The organism is Novosphingobium sp. 1529, from assembly GCF_040544855.1.
In the GTDB taxonomy this organism is placed as follows: Bacteria; Pseudomonadota; Alphaproteobacteria; order Sphingomonadales; family Sphingomonadaceae; genus Novosphingobium; species Novosphingobium capsulatum.
In genome coordinates this window covers 91,484-115,578 of the sequence record NZ_JBEPKW010000008.1, presented here as the reverse complement: position 1 = coordinate 115,578, position 24,095 = coordinate 91,484, and the positions used below count along the sequence as shown (strand labels likewise).

The window sequence follows — 24,095 nt, the reverse complement described above, 5'->3', positions numbered from 1 at the left end:
GCACCATCATGAAACGTATCGCACGTCATCGTCTTCTGGCGCAGGCACTGGGGCTGAGCTTGGGCATCGGGCTTGGCCTCGCCAGCGTGCCGGCCCAGGCCGAGGATTTCCGCGTCACGCTGCCGGCAACGGCCAAGAATGCGCCGGTCGATGGGCGGGTGCTGGTGATCCTGGCGGCCAAGCCCGATCCGCAGCCGCGCGAACAGGTCAAGGCCGACTATGATTCCGCGCAGGTCTTCGGTGTGACGGTCGATGGCCTCAAGCCCGGTAACAGCATCACGGTGGGCAGTGGGGTGCTGGGTTTTCCCACGCTCGATCTCAAAAGCGTGCCAGCCGGGCGCTATACCGTGCAGGCCGTGCTGCACCGCTATGACACCTATCACCTGGGCAATGGCAAGACGGTGAAGCTGCCCGCGCCGCGCGGCGCCGGGCAGAATTGGCGGGCAGAGCCGGGCAACCTGTTCAGCACGCCGCAGACGGTCGATTTCGACCCGGCCAGGCCGGGCACGATCGCCCTCACGCTCGACAACGTGAACCCGCCGATCACCCCACCGGCTGACACGCCCTTCGTGCGCCATTTCAAGATGCGCAGTGCGCTGCTGTCAAAGTTCTGGGGGCGCGACATCTATCTGACCGCGCACGTCCTGGTGCCGCGCGATTTCGACAAGCATCCCGAGGCGCGCTTTCCGCTGATGATTTTCCATGGCCACTTCCCGGCCGATTTCGGTGGCTTTCGCACCACCCCGCCCGATCCCGACCTGAAATGCGAACGCAGCGAACGCTTCAACCTGCCCTGCTACAACCGCACCGAGCAGGAAGAGGCCTATGCGTTCTACCAGCAGTGGATCGGCGATGCCTTCCCCCGCTTCCTGGCGGTGGAGATCGACCATTCCAACCCGTATTACGATGATTCCTATGCGGTCAATTCGGCCAACCTCGGGCCCTATGGCGATGCCATCACCCACGAACTGGTGCCGGCGATCGAGAAGAAGTTCCGCGGCCTTGGCCAGGGCTGGGCGCGGTTCCTCTATGGCGGATCGACCGGCGGGTGGGAATCGCTGGGCGTGCAGATCAAGTACCCGGATGACTATAACGGCGCCTTTGCCGCCTGCCCCGATCCGATCGATTTCCGCCAGTTCATGCTGACCGATATCTATGCCGACAAGAACGCCTATGCCTATGAAGGACCGTTCGGGCGGGTGGAGCACCCCGGCAAGCGCGATTGGCTCGACCATGTGCCTTACACCATGGAGATGGAAAACCGCCTGGAACTGGTGCTGGGCGACAAGAACCGCTCGGGCGGACAATGGGATATCTGGGAAGCGGTGTTCTCACCCATGGCGGCCGACGGCTATCCGCAGCGCTTGTGGGACAAGCGCACCGGCGTGATCGATCCCAAGGTGGCCGGCTATTGGCGCGACAACTATGACCTGCGCCATATCCTGGAGCGCGACTGGCCAACCCTGGCGCCCAAGCTGCAGGGGAAGCTGCATATCTATGTGGGCACGATGGACAATTACTTCCTCAACAACGCCGTCTATCTGATGGACGATTTCCTCAAGAAGAGCGATCCGCCCTATCGCGGCGTGGTCGATTATGGCGACCGGGCCGAGCATTGCTGGAGCGGTGACCATACCCAGCCCAACGCGATTTCGCGGCTGCGCTATCACACGTTCTACCTGCCCCAGATCCTCAAGCGGATCGCGGAGACCGCCCCCGCCGGGGCCGATCTCAAGAGCTGGCGCTATTGAACCAAACCGGACGGGCGCGACGCAAAAGCGCGGGCCCGTCCAGCTCGATCAGCCCGGCTCGATCAGTTGATAGTGATCACGCCGTTGACCGCGCGGTATTCCTGCGGACCGATCAGATGCCGATGGGCGATGCGGATGGAATGCAGCGCGGCATCGATTTCGCGCCGCCAGTGATCGAGAAAACCACCCAGGCGCGGGAAGCGCGGGGCAAGATCATATTGCTGAAACGCAAACATCTGGAGCAGCGCCGGGTGATCGGGCATGTAATAATGCACCTCGATCGTGGTCAGGCCGTAGCCGGCAAGTTGCTCCAAGAAACCACTGTCAATCTGCTGAGTATTCGCTCCACCACGCGCCATGCCTTCCCTCCGCCAAAGCAAGGGGCCTGGCCCACCGCAACGCGGTCAGGCCCCGTGACAGCCTGAAGATCCAACACGGTGAACTTGGCACGTCGTGCGCCGCAGTCAAGACGGGGGCTTAACCGCTGCGGCGTTTACGGCTGGGTGAGAATGGCCTTTTCGCAGCGCTCCATCGCCGCATTCTTGGCGCCGCCGCCGCCCAGCAAGGTTGCAGCTGCGAAGCCAGCCACGACCAACACGACAAAGCCCGCCGTGACCAGGCCGAGGTACTTGTCGATGAAGCGCTTGATCGGCGCCCCGAACAGGCGGAACAGCACGCCCACGATCATGAAGCTGATCGAGCGCGACACCACGCTGGCCAGGAAGAAGGGCAGCAGCGGCATGCCGATGAAGCCAGCAGTGATGGTGAGCAGCTTGAACGGGATCGGCGTCGCGCCCTTGAGCACGATGATCTCCACGCCGTACTCGCGCAGATAACAGGCCGCCTTGGGGAAGCTTTGCGTCAGGTGAAGCAGCGCAAGCAGTTGCGTGCCCACGCTATCGTAGAGGAAATGCCCGATGGCATAGCCAAGCAACCCGCCAATGACAGAGCCTGCCGTGGCAAACGCGGCATAGCGCACGGCCTTGCGCGGCTGCGCCAGGCACATCAGGCCCAGCAGCGGATGCGGCGGGATCGGGAAGAAGCTGGCTTCCATGAACGCGAACAGGAACAGCCACCATGCCGCATGGCGATGGGCGGCCTTGGCCATGGTCCATTCGTAAAGGCGGCGCAGCATGGTCTTGTCGATTCCCCGGTCCACGGCGCCACCGCGCCCTATGAGCCACACCTCCCTAGTGCAGTGCACAAGATTGCGCCAGCCATGTCAGCGGGCCGCTGAAAGGCCGGCTACAAGCCTGGGCAAGCCAGATTGGCACCCGGTTCACCGGCTTGGTTGCATCGATTTGCACCGGTCATCGCAATGAAAATTCGCCTCATCTTAAATTTTTTTGATGGTCAATCGGGAACCTGCTTCCGCCTTCCGCATTGGAGGGGGCACATGAGGGTGGTTTCAACCGGGAAATTGCTGCGAGGGCAACTGTTACAGTGGCTTTTAGGCAACAGTTCACGCGTGTGTCCGCTTGCATGAACATAACAGAACCGGTAGACAACCGCCACGACGTGGCATGATCTCGCAAAAAAGGGGAAACGTAATGCGGAAACTGATCCTGGGCCTGGCCTTGGCATCAAGCGCAATGGCGACGCCCGCGCTTGCCAAGAGCAAGAGCTGGTATGTGGAAGGTGATGGCGGCGCGATGCTGCTCGAAGACGCCGACCACAATGTGAACGGTACGGCCAATGCCGCCACCGTGAGCTCCAAGACCGGCTACGACTTTGGCGCCGTGGTGGGTTACGATTTCGGTGGCTTCCGCCTCGAAACCGAAGCCAGCTATCGTCGTGCTCGTAACAGCAACGTGCGTAACAACGTCACCGGCGCTGAATACTCGCGTGACAATGGCCAGATCGGCGGCAGCACCAGCGCGCTGAGCTTCATGGTCAACGGCCTGCTCGACTTCGGTCCCGACGATGGCCTGCAGGGCTTCATCGGCGGTGGTGCCGGTGTCGCCAAGGCGAAGTACTATGTCGCCACGCCCGAAGGTCTGCTCGACGACTCGAAGACCAAGTTCGCTTGGCAGGTTCTGGCCGGCGTTCGCGCGCCGCTCAGCAAGCACGTCGACGTGGGTCTGAAGTACCGCTTCTTCAACGTTCAGGACGTGAACCTGGTTGGCACCTCGGGTGCTTATGCCGGCGCCAACTTCTCGACGCGTCTACGCTCGCACTCGATCCTGGGCACGCTGACCTACAACTTCGGTGGCGAAGAGCAGGCTCCCCCGCCGCCCCCGCCGCCCCCGCCGCCGCCCCCGCCGCCTCCGCCCCCTCCGCCTCCGCCGCCGCCTCCTCCGCCGCCGGTGTGCAACAAGGGCCCGTACATCGTGTTCTTCGACTGGAACAAGTCGGACATCACGCCTGAAGCGGCGACCATTCTCGACAACGCGATCACCCAGTATGGCAACTGCCAGACTGTTCCGATCATGCTGGCCGGCTACACCGACCGTTCGGGCTCGCCCAAGTACAACCTTGGCCTGTCCGCACGTCGTAACTCCTCGGTCCAGGCTTACCTGACGTCGCACGGCATCCCGGCCTCGACGATCACCAGCCAGGCCTTTGGTGAAGCCAACCCGCGCGTTCCGACCGCCGACGGCGTGCGTGAACTGCAGAACCGTCGCGTGGAAATCACGTACGGTCCGGGTTCGGGCAACTAAGTGGCACGGCCCCGGTCAAACGGGGCCGGTCATGAAGACCCAAAACGAACGAGGGGCCGGAGCAATCCGGCCCCTTTTTCGTTGTTGCGACATACGATACGCCGCGTATCGGCCCCAGCCTTGATGGCGGCATAAGCCACGGAGATCCCACCATGCCTTCCCCGCTTCTGTCCTCTCGCCTGCGCCGTACCGTAACCACCTTCGCGCCGCGCGCGATCGTCGCGCTTGCCCTGCCGATTGCGCTGTCTGCCTGTGGCGATGGCAGCATGGCGGGCATGCACAGCGCCCCGATGCCCAAGGCACAAGTCGTGGCCAATGCCACGCTGATGCTGGCCAGCGGCGCCAGCGCGGGCACCGCCGAACTGCTCCAGGGTCCTGACGGGTTCCGTGTCCACGTCGATGCCAAGGGCCTGCCGCCCGGCGTCCACGGCATTCACCTGCACACCGTTGGCAAGTGTGATGCCCCCGGCTTCACCACTGCGGGTGGGCATCTCAATCCCGATGGCCACCAGCATGGCGCGGAAAACCCCGCCGGGGCGCACCTGGGTGACCTTACCAACCTGACCGTGGGAGCCGACGGCACCGGGGCACTGGACTTTGCCCTGCGTGGCGGCGCCGACATGACCGGCCCGGCGCTGTTCGATGCCGATGGCACGGCGCTGGTCATCCATGCCGCGCCCGACGATTACAAGACCGATCCCAGCGGCAACAGCGGCGCGCGCCTCGCCTGCGGCGTGTTCGTTCGCCAGTAATACAGCACCTGAATGAACGAAGGGGACGAGCAGGGCCTGCCTGCTCGTCCCCTTGTCGTGTCGGTCCAACTAGGCCGGGCGCTCAGGCGCCGTAGCGCGTTCCATCGGTCAGGCCTGCTTCGGCGAAGCCCGCCTTGCGCAAACGGCAACTGTCGCATTCCCCACAAGCCCGGCCATCGGGCAGCGGATCATAGCACGACCAGCTTTCCCCGGCATCGAGGCCCAGCCGGGCCGCTTCCTGGGCGATCTCTGACTTCTTGAGGTGTTGCAGCGGCGCGTGCACGGTTACCGTGCCACCCTGGCTGCCGACTTTGGTGGCAACGCGGGCGAGCCCTTCGAACCCGTGGATGAATTCCGGGCGGCAGTCGGGGTAGCCGGAATAATCCAGCGCGTTGACGCCGATAAACAGCGCGTTCGCCCCCGCCGCCTCTGCCCAGGCAAGTGCGAGGGAGAGGAACACCAGGTTGCGCGCTGGCACATAGGTGATTGGGATATCGTCGGTCAGCCCATCCTTGGGCACGTCGATCGCGTCGGTCAGCGCCGATCCACCGAACTGGCGCAGATCGAGCGGCAGGATGACATGACGCTCAACCTGCAGGCGCGCCGCGATCACCCGCGCGGCATCCAGTTCCACGCGATGGCGCTGGTTGTAATCGATGGTGAGGGCCAGGACACGGAAACCCTGCTCTTGCGCAAGCGCAGCGCAGACCATTGAATCGAGCCCGCCGGAAAGCAGGACAACCGCCAGCGGCACCGATTCTGCGCCGGACGAAGAAGACAATTGGGTATCAGTCATGCTACGGGGCTAGCCCCCTCGCCCGGCACAGGCAACCCCCAGCCAGGCGTTCGCAGCGTGATCAGCGCGCGGTGCAGTTGCCCAGGCGCCGCGCTTCGGCGTTGAAGGAAAAAGGCAGTCCCTTGGCGATGCCCTGCGCCTCGATCTGCAGCAGTTGATCGTTTTCATAGCGGATGCGTGTCAAGCCCGAGCCGGCCTGCCCGCAGACATAGCTGACGGAAATGGCGTTGGCTTCGTCCTGCACCACGAACTGGCGGCAAGCCTGCCCCGGATGGCGTAGCTGGATCAGCGGGCGCCCTTCAGCGAGGCACAGCCGGCCCTCAAATCCGCCAGCCTCGCGCGCGTGGACCTGCCATTGGCCCGGCGCGATGCGATCGAGCATCGCGAGAGTGGCCGGCGCCCTTTCGGCATCGGCGGGGGCGACCCAAGCCAATGCCGGCAGGACGATCACCGCAGCGAGGGCGCGGCGCAGCGCGTTACGATACGTCATCAACCACCCTCCAACCCTGCCGCCCAGGCTGCGGCAGCCCTTGGCAATATAGCTGCGATGCTGGTGCGATTGAAGACCTCCGCTCGGCAACGGCCGTCAATCGAAACGAAGCGGAAACTCTTTCGAGCAGAACGCGCAGTCGACGACGATAAGACCATCGTCGTTGGCCATTTCCGCGCGCTGTTCCGCACCAAAGCGGGCCAGCAGATCGCGATAATGCTCGGCCGTGCAGCGGCACCCCCGCGTGAGCGGATGGCCCTGGGCAACACGTACTTCGCTTTCCTCGTGAAACAGGCGCCACACCAGGCTTTCCAGCCCGAGCTGCGGATCGGTGAGCTCTTCATCGGTAAGGGAACCGGCCAGCGCGGCGACATGTTCCCATTCCGGGTGATCGAGCCGCGCGTGCAGGCGCTCGCGCCCCTCCTCGCCATCGGGCAAGTGCTGCACCAGCAAGGCGCCCGCCACGGTGCGGCCGTTTTCCGCATGCACCCCCACCCGGATCAGCGTAGGCACCTGTTCCGACTGGAAGAAATAGCTTTCGCAGGCGCGCGCCAGGCAATCCCCTTCGAGCGGGACAATGCCCTGATAGCGCTGATCACTGCTGGCCAGATCAAACGTGATCGCCAGGTAACCATCGCCGAACAGCGCATGCAGCGAGGGATGCGGACCCAGCTCGTCCAGCCGCGCACGATCGTGGCGGACATAGCCGCGCAATTCGCCGCCGCGATAATCGCATACCAGCAGATCGACCACGCCATCCTGGGTCTGCGCCTGCATGGTCAGCTGGCCGTCGTCGTCCTTGAGCAGCGCGCCGAGCAGCGCGGTCAGAGTCAGCGCTTCGGCCAGCAGGTTGCGGATCGGCGCCGGATAGGCATGGGCGGAAAGCACGGTATCGAGCACCGGCCCCAGGCGCACTACCCGCCCCCGCGCGTCGCGTCCGGGGACGGTGAACTGCAATACCTGGTCAAATCCGGTTTCGGCTTGGTCGGTCATGGAAGCTTTCGTTTGTACAAGACGCGCTGGTCAGACTTGGCCAAAGGCCCAGCGCAGAACGGATTTCTGGGCGTGAATGCGGTTTTCCGCCTCGTCCCACACCACCGAACGCGGCCCGTCGATCACGGCGTCGGTCACCTCTTCGTTGCGGTGCGCCGGCAGGCAGTGCAGGAACAGCGCATCGCGCTTGGCGCGGGCCATCAGCGCTTCGTCAACCTGGAACGGCGCCATGGCCGCCAGCTTGGCTTCGGCGTGGGCCTGGCCCATCGAAATCCACGTATCGGTGACCACCACATCGGCCCCGGCCACGGCCTCTGCCGCGTCGCGATGCACGGTGATGGCTGCGCCTTGTGCCTGGGCGCGGGTGATGAAGCCGGCGTCGCAATCATAGCCCTCGGGCACGCCGATGCGTACATTGAACTTCATCAGCCCGGCCGCCTCGACGATCGAGTTGAGCACGTTGTTGCCGTCGCCCAGCCAGGCAACGGTCAGGCCGGGCAGCGCCTTGCCATGTTCGATCACGGTCAACAGATCGGCCATGATCTGGCAGGGGTGGGAAAGATCGGTGAGCCCATTGATCACCGGAACGCTGGCATAGTGGGCCAGTTCCTCGACCTTGGCGTGATCGTCGGTGCGCAGCATGATGGCATCGGCCATGCGGCTGAGCACGCGCGCGGTATCGGCGATGGTTTCGCCCCGGCCCAGCTGGGTATTGCCGGCATCGAGAATCAGCGCCGAGCCGCCGAGTTGGCGCATCGCCACGTCGAACGACACGCGCGTGCGGGTGGAATTCTTTTCGAACACCATCGCCAGGATATGGCCAGCCAGCGGCGCATCTGCATCGACCCGGCCCTTGGGCCAGGCCGCGCGGGCAGCCTTGCGATCAAGCGCGTCGGCCAGCATCGCGGCGACCGCATCACCGCCGGCATCGGAAAGATTGAGGAAATGCCTGATCATTACCGCTGTCTCACGCCGCAGGAGCCGGAGGAACATAGCTGGCCGCGGCGGCCGAAAGCTTGTCCATGAATTCATCGATGTGGCTGTCGTCGATCACCAGCGGCGGCAGGACGCGGAACGCCATGTCGCCAGCGGCCACGGCCAGAAGCTGGTGATTGTCGCGCATGTGGGCCACGAACGGGCGCGGCTCGACCTTGCACTTCACCCCCAGCATCAGCCCCTTGCCGCGGACCAGTTCGAACAGGTCGGGATAGTTGCCGATGAACTGTTCGAGCCGCGCCTTGAGGCGATCGCCGGTGGCGCGCACCTGGGCAAGAAATTCGGGAGTGGCGACGACATCGAGCACGGCATTGCCGGCCGCCATGGCCAGCGGATTGCCGCCATAGGTGCTGCCGTGGGTGCCAAACACCATGCCGCGTGCCGCCGTTTCGGTAGCGAGGCACGCGCCAAGCGGGAAGCCGCCGCCAATGCCCTTGGCGATCGCCATGATATCGGGCGCCACGCCATACTGTTCATAGGCGAACATCGTGCCGCTGCGCGCCACGCCGCACTGCACCTCGTCAAAGATCAGCATCAGGCCGTGCTCGTCACACAGCGCGCGTAGGCCCTTGATGAACTCTTCGCTGCCTTCCCGAATCCCGCCTTCGCCCTGGATCGGCTCGACCAGGATGCCGGCGGTATGCGGGCCGATCAGCGCCTTGGTCGCTTCCAGATCGTTGAAATCGACATAATGGAAACCGGGCAGGATGGGCAGGAAGCCCTTGTGCATCTTTTCCTGATCGGACGCGCTGATCGTGCCCATCGTGCGGCCGTGAAAGGCATTGCGATAGGTGATGATCTCGAACCGTTCCGGGGCCTGGCCGTGATACTGGTGATAGGCGCGCGCGGTCTTGATCGCGCATTCCACCGCCTCGGCCCCGGAATTGGTGAAGAACACCGTATCGGCAAAGGTCATGTCGACCAGGCGCTGCGCCAGCGCCTCGCCCTGGGGGCTGCCATAGAGATTGGACACGTGCATCAGCGTTTCGGCCTGGCGCTGGATCGCGCCGATCAGGTGCGGGTGCGAATGGCCCAGCAGATTGACCGCGATGCCGCTGGCGAAATCGAGATAGCGCGTGCCGTCCTCGGAAATCAGGTGGCAGTGTTCCCCGCGCACCGGACGCACGCCACACCGGGGATAGACGGGCATGAGCGGGGTGATGGACATGGGCAATGCTCCTGTAGTTTCCAAGGATAAAGGTGTTTGGAACGGGGATGGCTGCAAAACGACAAATGGCGGCCCAGCGGACCGCCATTTGCACGCGTATGTGGTGATGCAAGGCCCCTGGGTCTCACAGACCCGAGGGGCAATGCGGCCGGGATCAATCCTGGCGCGGCACCAGGTTGACCGCCGAGTACTTGCCTCGTCGATCAACTTCGAGGTCGAACTCCAGCTTGTCGCCTTCGTTGAGCTCGCGCATGCCGGAACGTTCAACGGCACTGATGTGCACGAACGCGTCGGGCTGGCCGTCATCACGGGTGATGAAGCCGAAGCCCTTCATGCCGTTGAAGAACTTGACCGTGCCAGTGGCCTTTTCACCGGTCAGCTGGCGCTGCGGGGCTGCGGGCTTGGCCGCCACGGGGATGACATCGCCAACAACCTGAAGGTCAGCGGCAGAAACCTTGCCACCACGATCAACCAGGTTGAATTCCAGCGTCTGGCCTTCGGCCAGGCCTTCGAGGCCGGCACGTTCCACGGCGCTGATGTGGACGAACACGTCTTCACCGCCGTCTTCGCGCTGAATGAAGCCGAAGCCCTTCTGGCCGTTGAAGAACTTGACGACGCCCTTGCCGGTGCCGACAACCTGTGCAGGCATGCCGCCGCCGCGCGGGCCGCCGAAGCCGCCACCACCGCCGCCGCGATTGCCGCCGCCGAAGCCGCCGCGATCACCGCCGCCGAAGCCACCACGGTCGCCGCCGCCGAAGCCGCCGCCGCGATTGCCGCCGCCAAAGCCACCACGGTCACCGCCGCCGAAGCCGCCGCGATCGTAGCCACCGCCAAAACCGCCACCGCCGCCGTAGGGATCGAAACCGTCGTCGCCGAAACCGTCGCGCTTGTCGCGTCCGCGACCACGCCGCCCTCTGTCAAAACCCATAAAACCCAATAAACCTTACAATCCGCCCCAAATTTCCTGGCGCCACTGGCCGGACGCGGAGACCAGGGGCGCGACAAGGACAACGTGCCGGGCTTTAGGGCCGGCCCTCTCCATTGCGCCAAGGACTATAACGAAGAAAAAGCCGATGCGCGAACGGAATCGACGGGCGCAGGTGATTCCACCGCAAAATATCGTTCGCAGCCACAATTCGTGACAAAAGTGCCGCGCTTTGCTGCCCCCTGACGCCTTGCCGGGGGCTGAACGATACGGCACAAGCGCGCCATGGACCTTGTCGCTCTTCTTTCCGACCCGCAAGCCTGGGTTGCGTTTCTCACCCTGGTGCTGCTCGAAATCGTCTTGGGCATCGACAACCTGGTGTTCATCGCGATTCTCTCGAACAAGTTGCCCGCCCACCAGCAGGCGCGGGCGCGGCGCATCGGCCTGGCGCTGGCGCTGGTTCTTCGGCTGGCGCTGCTGTCGCTGATCGGCTGGATCGTGACCTTGCAGACCCCGCTGTTCGACCTGGGCCTGCGCGGCGCACCCGGCGCCCATGGCGAACCCACGTTCGAAACGGCATTTTCGGGCCGCGACCTGATTCTGGTGGCGGGCGGGCTGTTCCTGCTGTGGAAGGCGACCAAGGAAATCCACCACACGCTCGATCCCGAACCAAGCGGCGAAATGCTCGACCACAAGGGCCATGACGGCAAGAGCACCGGACAAGCCGTGGTTGCCAATTTCGGCGCGACGATCGCGCAGATCATCGCGCTCGACCTGGTATTTTCGATCGATTCGATCCTCACCGCCGTGGGCATGACCGACCAGGTTGCGATCATGATCGCCGCCGTGGTCACCACCGTATCGCTGATGATGCTGGCCGCCGATCCGTTGGCCCGCTTCATCGAGCGCAATCCCTCGCTCGTCATGCTGGCCCTGGCGTTCCTGGTGATGATCGGGCTCGTGCTGTTGGCCGATGGCTTTGGCGTGCACATTCCCAAGGGCTATATCTATGCCGCGATGGGCTTTTCGGTCTTTGTAGAACTGCTCAACATTGCCGGCCGGCGCAAGCGCAGCGTAGCGCGCGCCAAGGCCTGATCCGCCACATCTGCTCCTTCACTTTCGCCAATTCACTCCCGTCAACAAGGGTTTGCCATGTCCCAGTTTCGCCAGATCGACAGCCAGTTCCTGGCCAGCCCGCAGATTACCGTGGAAGACGTGGCCCTGGCCAAAGAACTGGGCGTGACGCTGATCATCAACAACCGGCCCGAGGGCGAATCCGACGACCAGACGCCGGGCGCGGAAATCGCCGCCGCGGCGCAGGATGCCGGCATTGCCTATGTCGCCATTCCGGTAACCCATGCCGGCTTTTCGATGCCCCAGGTAGACGCCTTTCAGCAGGCCCTGCGCCAGGCGGGCGATGCGCCGGTGCTGGCCTATTGCCGGTCGGGCACGCGATCGACGCTGCTGTGGGCGCTGGCCCAGGCCGCCAATGGCGCCAACCCGTTCGAGATCGCTGCCAAGGCAGCAGCGGGCGGGTATGACATCGGCCCGATCCGCGCCCAGGTCGATATCCTGAGCGCACGCGCTTCGGGTTAACCTTGGACCCGCGCTGAGGGCGGGCGATCGCTCCCCCCGGCGCCTTCAAGCTCGTTCGATCGTTAACGATTGTCAAATCATTGTGCCACAAGGGCACGATGGGCAAATCGCGGTTGCGTTACGGCGCAAAGCGGGCAGGAGGATCGCGCGCGTCCTATTCCGGTGCGCATGCCTCAGGAAATCGATTCGTCATGCCTGTCCGCCCTCGGATGACCGCTGCCCTTGCCACTCTGGCTGCGCTGGCCCTTCCTTGCAACGCCGTGGCCGCGTCCACCCCGGTGGGGATCGATGCGCTCAAGGTCTACAACCTGATCGTGCTGGGCAACCTGACGTCCTCATCCGAAGTGGAAGGGCGCACGTTCGTTGGTGGCAACCTCACCGGCAATTCATCGAACTACCTGATCTCCACGCTGCCGGCATCGAGCTATACCGGGCCGGGCCTGGTCGTGGTAGGTGACGTGAACGGCGGGATCAAGAACCTCAACAACGGTTCGGGCGCAATCGTGGGCGGCAGCGTATCGAGCGGGTTCAACCTCAACGGCGCGACGCAGACCGTGCAGGTGGGCGGATCGATCGCCAACACCAACGTCAATTCCAACATCGTGCAGTCGAACCTGGGCACGACCAATCCGGCATTTGTCAGCAATCTGCAGCAGGACGGCAGCCTGATGTCGACCAGCATGACCGGGCTGTCCTATCAGCTGTCGCAGCAGACCGCGAACAGCACCCTGGCGATCAGCGGCAACCGTGGCACTTTCAATGCCCAGCCCAATGCCAGCGGCGTGGCGGTGTTCTCGATCACCGCGGCCGATCTCAATTCCATCGGCGAAATCCAGTTCAACACCAATGGCGCCGATACGGTGATCGTCAACGTTTCGGGCAGCACGATCAACCTGAACGACAACTTCCTGGGCGGCACGGCGAACCTGGGCCAGCACGTGATCTGGAACTTTGCCGATGCCACCGACCTGACGCTGACCACCGCCTGGGGCGGATCGGTGCTGGCGCCCAAGGCCGCCGCGCACACCTACAATTATATCCAGGGTTCGGCGGTGTTCGGCAGCCTGACCCAGGACGGGGAAATGCACATCGGCACCTATAGCGGTGGCTATGTCGTGCCAAGCGATCCGCAGGTCCCCTCGTCATCCACGTCGAGCAGCAGCACGGGTGGCACCGATGTGCCCGAACCGGGCATGCTGGCGCTGCTCGCCCTGGGCCTGGGCGGCCTGATCCTGGGCCGCAAGCGCCGCGAGCCGGGCGAGCGCCCAGCCAAGGGCGAGTCCGCCGAAGCCGCCTGAACCCCGGCATAGTCGCACAAAAAAGGGGCCGCGCGGCAGATACGCGCGGCCCCTTTTTTACTGGGCTGGATCAGGTGCGCGCTCAGTCGCTGCCAACGCGCTCCACATCGGCGCCGAGCAGGGCGAGCTTTTCCTCAAGCCGCTCGTACCCGCGATCAAGGTGGTAGAGGCGGTGCACCTGGGTTTCGCCCTCGGCGGCGAGCCCGGCGATCACCAGGCTCATCGAGGCGCGCAGGTCGGTGGCCATGACTTCGGCACCCGACAGCTTGTCCACGCCATGGACCACGGCCGTGCGGCCCGAGGTTTCGATGCGCGCGCCCATGCGGTTCAACTCAGGCACGTGCATGTAGCGGTTTTCGAAAATGGTCTCGGTCAGCATGCTGGAGCCCTTGGCAAGGCAGAGCATGGCCATCAACTGGGCCTGCATGTCGGTGGCAAAGCCGGGATAGGGCGCGGTGGAAATAGTCACGGGGCGCAGATCACCATCGGCGGCGATGTGCAGGCCGCCGCGCACCGGCTCTACCGATACACCAGCATCGCGCAGCGCCTGGACCGTGGTTTCCATATCCTCGATCCGCGCGCCCTGCAGCGTCACTTCGCCGCCGGTGATCGCTGCTGCGCAGGCATAGGAGCCGGCCTCGATACGATCGGGCATGACCATGTAGGTAGCGCCGTGCAGGCGCGCGACGCCGTGGATCGTCAGGTCTGACGTGCCGATGCCCTCGATCTCGGCGCCCATGGCAACGAGCAGGTTGCACAGGTCAACGATTTCGGGTTCGCGCGCAGCATTGTGCAGCGTCGATTTACCCTTGGCCAGAACCGCCGCCATCAGTGCGTTTTCCGTGGCCCCAACGGACACCACCGGGAAGCTGTAGCGCCCGCCGGGCAGCCCGCCATCGGGCGCGATCGCCCGGACATAGCCCGCGGCCAGTTCGATATGGGCACCAAACGCCTCGAGCGCCTTGAGATGCAGATCGATCGGCCGGTTGCCGATGGCGCAACCACCAGGCAGCGACACGGTGGCTTCGCCAGCGCGGGCCAGCAGCGGCCCCAGCACCAGGATCGAGGCGCGCATCTTGCGCACCAGGTCATAAGGCGCAACGGTCGACGTGAGGCGGGTGGCCTGCAGCGTCATCACGCGGCCGAAATCCTCGGGCCGGCCGCCGGCAATGGCGGTAGACGCGCCGAACTGGTTCATCAGGTGCTGGAAGCCGTCGATATCCGCCAGGCGCGGCAGGTTGCGCAGCGTTACCGCTTCATCGGTGAGCAGCGCGCAGGGCAGCAGCGTGAGCGCCGCATTCTTTGCCCCGGAAACAGGAACCGTGCCGGAAAGACGCTTGCCGCCGCGAATAATGATCTTGTCCATCGCGGCGGTTTAGCCGGTTTGCCGGACAGGGCAAGGGGCAAGGTTGCGGGCTAGCTGGAGGGCAGCAAAGCGACGGCACGGCGTCAATATTGCATTGCAGCATTTTTTGCACGTTCCGGCCTGCGGAGAACTTGTCATCACAAAAGGAGGCTGCTTAACTATCGTGTAACCGGACAATGGGACAAACACCGACATGAGCGAAACCACCGCAAGCCGCCACAAGCCGATCCGCAAGGCCGTCTTTCCCGTTGCCGGTCTCGGCACCCGCTTCCTGCCCGCCACCAAGGCTATTCCCAAGGAGATGCTGCCGATCGTCGATCGCCCGCTGATCCAGTATGCCGTGGACGAAGCGCGCGAAGCGGGCATCGAAGAGCTGATCTTCGTGACCGGGCGCGGCAAGACCGCGATCGTCGAGCATTTCGACACCGCGTTCGAGCTGGAAACCACCATGACCAGCCGGGGCAAGGACCTGTCGGTGCTGGACGATACCCGCATCAAGCCGGGCAACCTGGTCACCGTGCGACAGCAAGTGGCGATGGGCCTGGGCCACGCCGTGTGGTGCGCCCGCGAAGTGGTGGGCGATGAACCCTTTGCCATCTTCCTGCCCGACGAACTGATGGTGGGTGCGCCCGGCTGCATGAAGCAGATGGTCGAAGCCTACAACGAAGTGGGCGGCAACCTGATCTCGGTGCTGGAAGTGCCGGAAGAAGAAGTATCGAGCTATGGCGTGATCGCGCCGGGCGCGCGCAAGTCTGACACGCTGACCGAAGTGACCGGCTTGGTTGAAAAGCCCAAGCGTGAAGAAGCCCCGTCAAACCTGATCATCTCGGGCCGCTATATCCTGCAGCCCGAAGTGATGCGCACCCTGGAAAACCAGGAAAAGGGCGCTGGCGGCGAAATCCAGCTGACCGATGCGATGGCCCGCATGATCGGCACGCAGCCGTTCCACGCGGTGACCTTTGCCGGCCGCCGCTTCGACTGCGGCAGCAAGGCCGGCTTTGTCGAGGCGACGATCGCCCTGGCCCTGGAACGCCCCGACCTGGCCGACGATGTGCGCGCCGTGATCAAGAAGCTGATGGGCTGACCGCCACACGACAGGCTTAAGCAATAAGGGCCGCGCAGCATCGCCATGCTGCGCGGCCCTTATTGCGTGCGCCAGCCGCGATCTGCGCGCCGGCGCCCATAGAAAAAGGCGGCCGTTGCGGGCCGCCTTTTTCCGCATCCTCTCCGATGCGTTATTCCAGAAAATGGCGCCTTATTCGTCGCCTTCGCCCTCGGCGTCGGTGGCGTTGAAAGCGCGGATCTGCGAGTAATCAGCGGCGCTGGCCAGCTGGGCCAGGTTGGCATCGCGCTGCATGTAGGGCAGCGGATTGACCGCGTTGCCAGCCACACGCACTTCATAGTGCAGGTGCGGGCCGGTCGAATGGCCGGTGGAACCGACATAGCCGATCACGTCACCCTTGTGCACATGCTGCCCTTCGGCAACGGCGATGCGCGACATGTGGCCATAGCGGGTTTCGAGATTGCCGCCGTGCTCAAGCTGAACATAGAGGCCGTAGCCGCCGAAGCGTTCGGCCTTGCCCACCACGCCATCGGCGCTGGCGCGGATCGGCGTGCCGGTCGGCGCGGGCAGATCGACGCCCTTGTGCGCACGCAGGCCGCCATAGATGGGGTGATTGCGCAGACCAAAGCCGCTGCTCATCGGGCGGCTGCTGGTGATCGGCATCAGCGTGGGGATGGAAACCGAAGCGGTGCGGACCAGCGGCGCCTGGGCCGAGCTACCCTTGCCGCCATCGAGTGCTTCCCAGCTGGCGAAAAGCTTGGAGAATTCTTCATCGCCGGCCGGCGCGGTCATCCCGGCCTTGGCGGCTTCGGCATTACGCAGCGGGGCGGTGATATCGGCAGAAGCGGCGCTGTTGGCGAGAACCGGTGTGGCGAGGCCCAAGGCGAGCATGGTGCCAATGGCAGCCAGACCGGTAGAAAAAGCTTTTTTCATTGCGACCCGTACAACCTCTTTTCGGCAGACACACACCGACGTTGGGCCAATCGGGCCCTGCGCCAGCGGCATCCGTTCCGTGCTGACCCCCAGCGAACGCCACTTTGCCAGACTGCGGCAGGAACCACATCGCTGGCCAAGCTTTGTTCAGAGATTGGTGGATACCCCCCGCCGATCTCGTGCCGGAGGGGTAGCGGCGGCTGCCCCCATCACGCAAGAGCCGCCATCATTTCGCACGACAGACCGGCTGAACGACGCGCCGAGTCGTTGAACGGTGGCTTAACGGTGCCACGGAAGTGCTGCGCGACCAGGGTTTTCCAAAGTTGCGGTGCCGGTTTACCACGCTCTTCGCACAGTTTGGCGAAATGGCTTGTGCCGAAGCGAACGTGGCGCACTTCGTCGTCAACGATTCGCTGCAGGATGCGCGCGGTCGTGTGATCATCTGCCGCCACGAACCGCGCAATGGTTTGCGGCGTGACATCGAGACCGCGCGCCTCCAGCACCATGGGTACCACGGCGAGGCGGGCGGCAACATCGTGCGCGGTTTCGCGCGCGGCATCCCACAGCCCGTCGTGCGCCGGCATCGCGCCGTAATGGCTGCCCAGGGCGCGCAGGCGGCGGGCCAGCAGGCTGAAATGCATCGCCTCGTCCGCCGCCACGCCCAGCCAGTCACTGACGAAATCCGGCCCGCGCTCGGCACCGAACCGCCCCGCAGCGTCGAGCGCCAGGTCGATCGCGACGAATTCGATGTGGCACAACGCATGGATCAGCGCGAGGCGCCCGCGCTCGGAACCGCCGCGCCCGCGCTTGGGCATGCGGTTGGGCGGCAGCAGTTCCGGCTCGGCCGGGCGCGCCGGGCTATCGGGCATGGCCACGTCGAAGGCGAAAGCCAGGCGGCCGGCCGCCCAATCGCGCGCCACGGCGCGGGTGGCCATGGCTTTATCACGCGGATCGGCCGTCAACATGGCGGCGCGAATCGCCGCCGCCACAGTGGGAAGCGATGCAGTCATGCCGCGCGCGTTACAGCGCCTGGGCCGCGGCGAGAACCTGTGCTGCGTGATCCTTGACCTTTACCTTGTTCCACACCTGGGCGATGCAGCCATCGGCACCGACCAGATAGGTCGTGCGCTCCATGCCCATGTAGGTGCGGCCATACATCGACTTTTCCGTCCAGATGCCGAGCGCATCGGACAGGCCACCTTCTTCGGCATCGCTGGCGAGCGGGGCTGTCAGGCCATGCTTGGCAATGAATTTCTCGTGCTTCTTGGGCGGGTCTTTGCTCACGCCGAGCAGCGCGGTGCCGGCGGTGGCAAATTCATCGGCCAGCGCGGAAAAGTCCTTGTTCTCGGTGGTGCAGCCGGGCGTATCATCCTTGGGATAGAAGAATACGACCAGCTTGCGACCGGCAAAATCGGACGGCTTTACCACGCTGCCATCAGGCGCAGTCAGCGGCAGATCGGGCAGCGGATCGCCCACGCCGGGTAAAGTGCTCATAGGTCAAATCTCCAATGGTTGCCCGAAGACCTGGCCCCAGGCATCGGCAATGCGGTGTCTTGCCCCGGCCACCGCGTCAAGCAGGGCGTCCCAGCTTTCCTGGCCACAGGCAGCGGCCACGATGGCACGGCTGGCCGGTGGCGGGAACATGCCATCAGGGGCAACCAGGCGCACCACCACCAGCAGGCCGGCAAGAAGATCGTGCGCCGCGTGCAGGCCGGCAGGCAGGAGGCCGGCCTCCTCCAGCGCCAAGACCGCCGCGCCCAGATCGGGTTCGAGCGCAACGTGATCGCGCAGTTGCAGGTAGTGCGCGAGGAATTCGAGATCGACCAGGCCACCACGCGCCAGTTTCACATCAAGCGGGCCCTTGGCCGGCTTGTGCCGCGCCATTTCGGCGCGCATCGCCAGAACGTCTTCGCGCAGGGCGCCGGGATCACGCGCATGACGCAGCACACGCCCCACGATATCGGCCAGCGCGGCGCGATCGGCAGCCTGCCCGAACAGGGGCCGGGCCCGACACAGCGCCATGTGTTCCCAGGTCCAGGCGTCTTCGCGTTGATAGCGTTCGAAACTGTCGAGGCTGACCGCGATCGGCCCTTGCGCGCCAGACGGGCGCAGCCGGGTATCCACCTCATAGAGCGCGCCGGCCGCCGTAGGCACCGATAGCGCCGCGATCATGCGCTGGGCCAGGCGGTTGAAATAGAGCGTGCCGCCGATCGGCCGGCCGCCGTCGGATTCGCGGGCATAGGCATCGCCTGGCCCGCCAAACAGGAACACCAGATCGAGATCGGAGGCATGGGTGAGCGCGCCGCCGCCCAGCCGCCCCAGGCCGAGCACGACCATCCGCGCATAGGGCACCTGGCCGTGCACGCGGATGAACTCGGCCTCGGCTGCCGTGCCGAGCACGCTGATGGCGGCTTCGGCAACACGGCTGAGCGCAGCGGCCACGGCCAGCGGCGGATGAAGCCCTTCCACCAGTTGCACGCCCAAGGCAAAGCGCAGTTCGCCCACCTTGCGGCGCACGGCATCGAGCAGGCGCTGGTAATCATCCCCCACCTCGCCCCGCGCCAGAGTGGTGACGATCTCATCGACGCTGCCCGGCAGGGCGAAGGCGGAATGATCGATCAGCGTATCGAGCAGGTCTGCCCGCCGCGCCAGGTCTTCGGCCAGCGTCGGGGCATGGGCGAGTACGCGCATGACCACCGCCATCAGGCCAGGGCGCGCCTCAAGCAGGCGGAACACGTTGATCGCCGATGGCAGCGCCGCCAGCAGCCGTTCCCACCGCGCCAGCGCATGATCGGGATCGGGCGCCTCGGCCAAGGCCTGCAGCAATTGCGGCCGCACGCGGGCAAAGGCGGCGCGCGCCTCGTCGCTGCGCAGCGCGCGGAATGCGCCGCTGTCCCAGGCTTCCACCCGCCGGGCCAGCCCTTCGGCATCGGCAAAACCCATCTCCGCCAGGTCTTGCGCCAGGCTGCGGTTGTCCACCGCCACCGCGCCGCTGGGCGAAATGATCGCCAGCAGGGCATCGAACCGCTGCGCCACTGCCTGGGAGATATTCTGCACCTCGGCAATCAGCGCGGCGCCATCGTCGTGGCCGGCCAGCTGGGCCACGCTGTCGAGCGCGGCCTGCTGCGGCGGCAGGGCATGGGTCTGCTGATCGGCGACCATCTGCAAGCGATGTTCGAGCACGCGCAAGCGGTCATAGCTTTCGCCCATGACCATCGCGTCATCCGCAGAGATGATCCCCGCCTGCGCCAGGGCATCAAGGGCCGGGCGCGTGCCGCGCAGGCGCAGGGCGGGATTGCGCCCGCCGTGGATCAGCTGGTGGGTCTGAGCGAAGAATTCCACTTCGCGGATGCCCCCGCGCCCGCGCTTGAGGTCATAGCCCGGCCCCACCACCTGCCCGGCAGCATAGTGATCGCGGATACGCGCGGTGAGCCGGCCGATTTCGGCGATCGCACCGAAATCGAGGCTGCGCCGCCACACGAACGGCCGGATCGTATCAAGGAAAGCCTGGCCGCGCGCGACATCGCCGGCGGCGGCACGGGCGCGGATATAGGCGGCGCGTTCCCAGGCAAGCGCGCTCGATTCATAATGGGTGATCGCCCCTTCGAACGGGATCGCCAGCGGGCTGACTTCCGAGGCCGGGCGCAGCCGCAGATCGATGCGGAAGACATAGCCTTCCTCGGTAATCGTGGAGAGCAGTTCGACCACCCCACGCGCCACGCGCTGCGCCGCCTCGCCCGGTTCGTCGCGCGGGCGGCGCGGCAGCACGTCGGGATCGTAGAGCAGGATGGGATCGATATCCGACGAGTAGTTCAGCTCTTGCGCGCCGTGCTTGCCCAGGCCGATGGCGGAAAAGCCCACTGGCGCAGCATCGGGCGCGCGCCGGGCAATGGCGGCGGCGATGGCCGCATCGAGCGCGCGATCGGCAAAGTCTGACAGCGCCTGGACCACGCGCATGAGCGGCAGCGCGCCGGCGATATCGCCCACCGCCAGGGCCAGCGCCAGGGCCAGGCGTTCGCGCCGCAAGGCAATCCCGACATCGTCCACGCCCTGCCCGGCCAAGCGCGCATGCGCCAGTGCCGCTTCGATCTCACCCTGCGCGAGCAAAGCAGCCACCTCGGGCTGGCGGTCGATCGCGCGGGCCAGGAACGTGGTGTGCCGGCGGGCAAGGACAAGCGCATGGTCCCAATCAATTCCTTGCCGCACGCAGGCTCCCTCTCTCGTTGCCGCACCGTGGGTCGTCTTGCCCCAGCCGGCCGGCTCTGCCAAGTAGCCGGCATGAGCTGCGCCTTCCCCCTTGGCGCGGCGTTATCCCATAGCAAGGATCTGACCATGCATGTTTCCCTCGGCCGCCGCATGGCCACCGCGTTGCTGGCCTCTGCCCTGGCTGTTCCCGCCTTTGCCGCCCCGGCGCCCCGCGTGCCGGCCGTGCCGGTGCCGATGATGCGCGAAGCGATCAAGACGCTGGCGTCAGACGAACTGGAAGGCCGCGCGCCCAGCGGGCCCAAGGAACAGGCCGTGCTCGATGCGATCATCACCCGCTTCAAGGCCGTCGGCCTCAAACCTGGCAACAAGGGTGAATGGTTGCAGCCCGTGCCGATGGTGACGATCGCGGCCAAGAACATCAGCCCGCTGACGGTGGGCAGCCTGTCGTTCAAGCCGGGCGCCGATTTCGTGGTGGGTTCCTATCGCGAGGCAGACCACACTGCGATCGATGCCAGCGAGCTGGTCTTCGTCGGCTATGGCATCACCGCGCCCGAACTGGGCTGGGACGATTATGCCGGCGTCGACATGAAGGGCAAGGTCGCCGTCATCCTGGTCAACGACCCGGATTATGAAAACGCCGACGAACAGGGCCTGTTCAAGGGCCGCCGCATGACCTGGTATGGCCGCTGGCCCTACAAGTATGCCGAGGCCGCGCGCCATGGCGCCAAGGCCGCGCTGATCGTGCACGATACCTTCCCCGCCGCCTATGGCTGGAACGTGCTGGAATCGAGCGGCGGCACCGGCAATTTCGTGGCCAGCGCCAACAAGGGCATGGACCAGACCGAGGCCAACGGCTGGATTCGCCGCCCGGTGGCCGGGGCGATCTTCCAGGCGGCCGGCAAGGACTTTGCCGCGCTTTCGGCCGCAGCCAAGCAGAAGGGCTTTCACGCGGTGCCGCTGGGTGCCAAGGCCAGCCTGTCGTTCGACAACACCGTCACGCACAGCACTTCGCACAACGTGATCGGCGTGATCCCCGGCACGACGCGCGCCAACGAATACGTGCTTTATTCCGGCCACTGGGATCATCTGGGCCACTGCAAACCCGACGCCAAGGGCGATGACATCTGCAACGGCGCGATCGACAATGCCAGTGGCGTGGGCGCGCTGGTGGCATTGGCCGACATGAACCGCCGCGCCGGCCCCACCCCGCGCACCCAGGTCTTTGCCGCCTGGACGCTGGAGGAATCCGGCCTGCTCGGTTCGGAATACTATGCCCAGCATCCGGTCTATCCGCTGGCCCGCACCGTGGGCGGCGTGAACATGGACGCACTGTCGCTGATCGGCCCGACGCGCGACGTGCAGGTGACCGGGGGCGACAAGTCTGACCTCACCGCGATCCTGCGCCAGGTGGAAGCGCAGATGCACCTGACCGAAACGCCCGAGGATCATCCCGAGCGTGGCCACTATTACCGGTCGGATCACTTCAGCCTGGCCAAGCGCGGCGTGCCGATGTTTGCCGTCGGCCGGGGCACCGACCTGATCAACGGCGGCAAAAAGGCCGGTGAGGCTGCCACCGAAGACTATGTCGAGCATCGCTATCACCAGCCGTCGGACGAATATTCCGACAGCTGGGACATGACCGGCATGGCGCAGGAGGTGGAGCTCTATTACCGCCTCGGCCGTGCGCTGGCCACTGGCACGACCTGGCCCAACTGGCACCAGGGCGACGAATTCCGCGCTATCCGCGATGCCAGCCGCGCAACCGTAACCGGCGCCAAGTAAGCCGTGGCCATGAACGACGAGAACCCGACGGGCGGCATGATGCCCCCCGAATTCGCCCCGCAGGACTGGCTCTGGGTGGGTTTCCCCCACCTGGCCGAAGAATGGTCGGGCGTAATCGACCGCGCGCAGGAGCAGATCGCCGCGTTTGCCAGCGCCGTGGCCGAAAGCGGCCAGGAAGTGCGCCTGGTAGTGCGCGATGCAGCCAACCGCATGCGCGCCGAGCGGCTGGCCAGCGCCTCCGTCAAGATCGAACAGCGCGTCTATGGCGACGTATGGCTGCGCGATACCGGGCCGCTGGTGGTGGCCGATGGTGCCGGTGGGCGCCGCGCGCAGCTATTTGGCTTCAACGGCTGGGGCGGCAAGTACCTGATGCCTGGAGACCAGGAGATCGGTGCCACCCTGGCCGCCGATGCCGGGCTGCCGGCCAGCAAGGCCGACTGGGTGCTCGAAGGCGGCGCGCTCGATGGCGATGGCACTGGCCTTGTTGCCACCACCGAGCAGTGCCTGCTCAACCCCAATCGCAACCCGCACCTGTCACGCGCCGACCTGGAAATGCGCCTCAAGCGTGACCTGGGCTATACCCGCGTGCTGTGGCTGGGCGACGGGCTGATCAACGACCACACCGATGGACACGTGGACAACCTGGCCCGCTTTGTCGGCGCCAATCGCCTGGCCCTGCCCCGTGCCACCGGCCCGGACGATCCCAATGCCGCGATCTATGCCGATGCCGCCGCGCGTGCCCGCGATGCCGGGGTAGAGGTGATCGAGGTGCCTTCACCGGGCCGCATCGAATGGGGCGGCATGATCCAGCCGGCCAGCTACATGAACTTCGTGATTACCAGCCATGCGGTGATCGTGCCGATCTTCGGCTCGGTCCACGACGAAGCTGGCGTGGAGGCCATCGGCGCGCTGTTCCCCGGCCGCGCCACGATCGGTGTGATGGGCGATGCGGTGCTGGTGGGTGGTGGTGGTTTCCACTGCGCCAGCCAGCAGATGCCCTCGGCCTGACGAAGCATCGCCCTGTCCCGCCCGTGAAATGATCGGGCGGGACAGGGCCTTGCTAAGCTTACTGGGTTTCGCGTGCCAGGCGTTCGGCCAGCTCGGCGATTTCCGGCGGATCGAGTAGCCAGGTGCGGGTCTTGCGGCCTTCGCGGTGGATCGGCACGGTCAGCAGCACGCGGGCGTTTTCCCGCGCGTGCGGCTTGTAGAGCGAGAAGTGCAGCGCACATTCGCGGATCGTGCCGATGATCGGCGTGCGGCCTTCCAGATCGATCATCGTGGCGGCCTGGTCCCAGGGAATGGTGGCGGTGCTCATGGCGA

At 65.3% G+C, this 24,095-nt stretch carries 23 protein-coding genes; 9 read left to right on the top strand and 14 right to left on the bottom strand.

Annotation, left to right across the window (positions count from 1 at the left end):
• The first annotated feature begins 8 nt into the window (after positions 1 to 8).
• Positions 9 to 1,751, top strand: a complete 1,743-nt coding sequence (locus ABIC78_RS15400; RefSeq protein WP_171797557.1) for an alpha/beta hydrolase-fold protein — start codon at positions 9 to 11, stop codon at positions 1,749 to 1,751.
• Positions 1,752 to 1,813: 62 nt separating this feature from the next.
• Here the strand turns inward: ABIC78_RS15400 and ABIC78_RS15395 are convergent, their stop codons facing one another.
• Positions 1,814 to 2,110, bottom strand: coding sequence for an usg protein (locus ABIC78_RS15395; protein ID WP_062788142.1), 297 nt, complete (start codon positions 2,108 to 2,110; stop codon positions 1,814 to 1,816).
• 134 nt (positions 2,111 to 2,244) lie between these two features.
• Complete coding sequence (locus ABIC78_RS15390; RefSeq protein WP_062788158.1) at positions 2,245 to 2,886, bottom strand: YqaA family protein; 642 nt, start codon at positions 2,884 to 2,886, stop codon at positions 2,245 to 2,247.
• 415 nt (positions 2,887 to 3,301) lie between these two features.
• On the opposite strand from ABIC78_RS15390, the gene ABIC78_RS15385 reads away from it, so the two are divergent.
• On the top strand, positions 3,302 to 4,411 hold the full coding sequence (locus tag ABIC78_RS15385; RefSeq protein WP_107717474.1) for an OmpA family protein: 1,110 nt from the start codon (positions 3,302 to 3,304) through the stop codon (positions 4,409 to 4,411).
• A gap of 152 nt (positions 4,412 to 4,563) precedes the next feature.
• Complete coding sequence (locus tag ABIC78_RS15380; RefSeq protein ID WP_107717475.1) at positions 4,564 to 5,163, top strand: superoxide dismutase family protein; 600 nt, start codon at positions 4,564 to 4,566, stop codon at positions 5,161 to 5,163.
• 82 nt (positions 5,164 to 5,245) lie between these two features.
• Here ABIC78_RS15380 and queC read toward each other — a convergent pair whose 3' ends face one another.
• From queC to ABIC78_RS15350, 6 genes are all read right to left on the bottom strand, one after another.
• Positions 5,246 to 5,959, bottom strand: a complete 714-nt coding sequence (queC, locus tag ABIC78_RS15375; protein ID WP_171797556.1) for a 7-cyano-7-deazaguanine synthase QueC — start codon at positions 5,957 to 5,959, stop codon at positions 5,246 to 5,248.
• Positions 5,960 to 6,020: 61 nt separating this feature from the next.
• Positions 6,021 to 6,449 (bottom strand): DUF3617 domain-containing protein, encoded by a 429-nt coding sequence (locus ABIC78_RS15370; RefSeq protein ID WP_309806426.1) that lies wholly within the window; start codon positions 6,447 to 6,449, stop codon positions 6,021 to 6,023.
• Positions 6,450 to 6,545: 96 nt separating this feature from the next.
• A complete protein-coding gene (gene hslO / locus ABIC78_RS15365) occupies positions 6,546 to 7,442 on the bottom strand; it encodes an Hsp33 family molecular chaperone HslO (RefSeq protein ID WP_062788271.1) in 897 nt (298 codons plus the stop codon).
• Positions 7,443 to 7,472: 30 nt separating this feature from the next.
• Positions 7,473 to 8,399: an ornithine carbamoyltransferase gene (gene argF, locus ABIC78_RS15360; RefSeq protein ID WP_171797555.1), complete on the bottom strand. Its 927-nt coding sequence runs from the start codon at positions 8,397 to 8,399 to the stop codon at positions 7,473 to 7,475.
• A 10-nt stretch (positions 8,400 to 8,409) separates the two neighbouring features.
• Positions 8,410 to 9,606, bottom strand: coding sequence for an aspartate aminotransferase family protein (locus ABIC78_RS15355; RefSeq protein WP_171797554.1), 1,197 nt, complete (start codon positions 9,604 to 9,606; stop codon positions 8,410 to 8,412).
• A gap of 154 nt (positions 9,607 to 9,760) precedes the next feature.
• Positions 9,761 to 10,534: a cold-shock protein gene (locus ABIC78_RS15350; protein WP_171797553.1), complete on the bottom strand. Its 774-nt coding sequence runs from the start codon at positions 10,532 to 10,534 to the stop codon at positions 9,761 to 9,763.
• Positions 10,535 to 10,816: 282 nt separating this feature from the next.
• Between ABIC78_RS15350 and ABIC78_RS15345 the strand changes: the two genes are divergently transcribed.
• The 3 genes from ABIC78_RS15345 (at position 10,817) to ABIC78_RS15335 (ending at position 13,425) form a co-directional block, all read left to right on the top strand.
• On the top strand, positions 10,817 to 11,626 hold the full coding sequence (locus ABIC78_RS15345) for a TerC family protein (RefSeq protein WP_171797552.1): 810 nt from the start codon (positions 10,817 to 10,819) through the stop codon (positions 11,624 to 11,626).
• A gap of 57 nt (positions 11,627 to 11,683) precedes the next feature.
• Positions 11,684 to 12,127 (top strand): protein tyrosine phosphatase family protein, encoded by a 444-nt coding sequence (locus tag ABIC78_RS15340; protein ID WP_062788265.1) that lies wholly within the window; start codon positions 11,684 to 11,686, stop codon positions 12,125 to 12,127.
• Between the two features lie 191 nt (positions 12,128 to 12,318).
• Positions 12,319 to 13,425: a choice-of-anchor A family protein gene (locus tag ABIC78_RS15335; RefSeq protein ID WP_084391134.1), complete on the top strand. Its 1,107-nt coding sequence runs from the start codon at positions 12,319 to 12,321 to the stop codon at positions 13,423 to 13,425.
• 82 nt (positions 13,426 to 13,507) lie between these two features.
• On the opposite strand, the gene murA is transcribed toward ABIC78_RS15335, so the two are convergent.
• On the bottom strand, positions 13,508 to 14,791 hold the full coding sequence (gene murA, locus ABIC78_RS15330; RefSeq protein WP_022676144.1) for a UDP-N-acetylglucosamine 1-carboxyvinyltransferase: 1,284 nt from the start codon (positions 14,789 to 14,791) through the stop codon (positions 13,508 to 13,510).
• A gap of 193 nt (positions 14,792 to 14,984) precedes the next feature.
• Between murA and galU the strand changes: the two genes are divergently transcribed.
• Entirely contained in the window at positions 14,985 to 15,875 is an 891-nt protein-coding gene (gene galU, locus ABIC78_RS15325; protein WP_107717482.1) for a UTP--glucose-1-phosphate uridylyltransferase GalU, read from the top strand.
• A 171-nt stretch (positions 15,876 to 16,046) separates the two neighbouring features.
• On the opposite strand, the gene ABIC78_RS15320 is transcribed toward galU, so the two are convergent.
• The 4 genes from ABIC78_RS15320 to glnE form a co-directional block, all read right to left on the bottom strand.
• Complete coding sequence (locus tag ABIC78_RS15320; protein WP_171797551.1) at positions 16,047 to 16,787, bottom strand: M23 family metallopeptidase; 741 nt, start codon at positions 16,785 to 16,787, stop codon at positions 16,047 to 16,049.
• Between the two features lie 209 nt (positions 16,788 to 16,996).
• The gene (locus ABIC78_RS15315; protein WP_107717484.1) at positions 16,997 to 17,797 is read right to left on the bottom strand and encodes a ferritin-like domain-containing protein; all 801 of its coding nucleotides are present in this window, start codon (positions 17,795 to 17,797) and stop codon (positions 16,997 to 16,999) included.
• 10 nt (positions 17,798 to 17,807) lie between these two features.
• A complete protein-coding gene (locus ABIC78_RS15310) occupies positions 17,808 to 18,281 on the bottom strand; it encodes a peroxiredoxin (protein ID WP_171797550.1) in 474 nt (157 codons plus the stop codon).
• A gap of 3 nt (positions 18,282 to 18,284) precedes the next feature.
• A complete protein-coding gene (gene glnE / locus ABIC78_RS15305; protein WP_171797549.1) occupies positions 18,285 to 20,993 on the bottom strand; it encodes a bifunctional [glutamate--ammonia ligase]-adenylyl-L-tyrosine phosphorylase/[glutamate--ammonia-ligase] adenylyltransferase in 2,709 nt (902 codons plus the stop codon).
• Between the two features lie 126 nt (positions 20,994 to 21,119).
• Here glnE and ABIC78_RS15300 point away from each other — a divergent pair, with 126 nt between their 5' ends.
• Together ABIC78_RS15300 and ABIC78_RS15295 are read left to right on the top strand one after the other, a co-directional pair.
• A complete protein-coding gene (locus tag ABIC78_RS15300) occupies positions 21,120 to 22,775 on the top strand; it encodes a M28 family metallopeptidase (protein ID WP_354490643.1) in 1,656 nt (551 codons plus the stop codon).
• Positions 22,776 to 22,784: 9 nt separating this feature from the next.
• Positions 22,785 to 23,783, top strand: coding sequence for an agmatine deiminase family protein (locus tag ABIC78_RS15295; RefSeq protein ID WP_354490641.1), 999 nt, complete (start codon positions 22,785 to 22,787; stop codon positions 23,781 to 23,783).
• Between the two features lie 58 nt (positions 23,784 to 23,841).
• On the opposite strand, the gene ABIC78_RS15290 is transcribed toward ABIC78_RS15295, so the two are convergent.
• Entirely contained in the window at positions 23,842 to 24,090 is a 249-nt protein-coding gene (locus tag ABIC78_RS15290) for a hypothetical protein (RefSeq protein ID WP_062788253.1), read from the bottom strand.
• Positions 24,091 to 24,095: the final 5 nt, after the last annotated feature.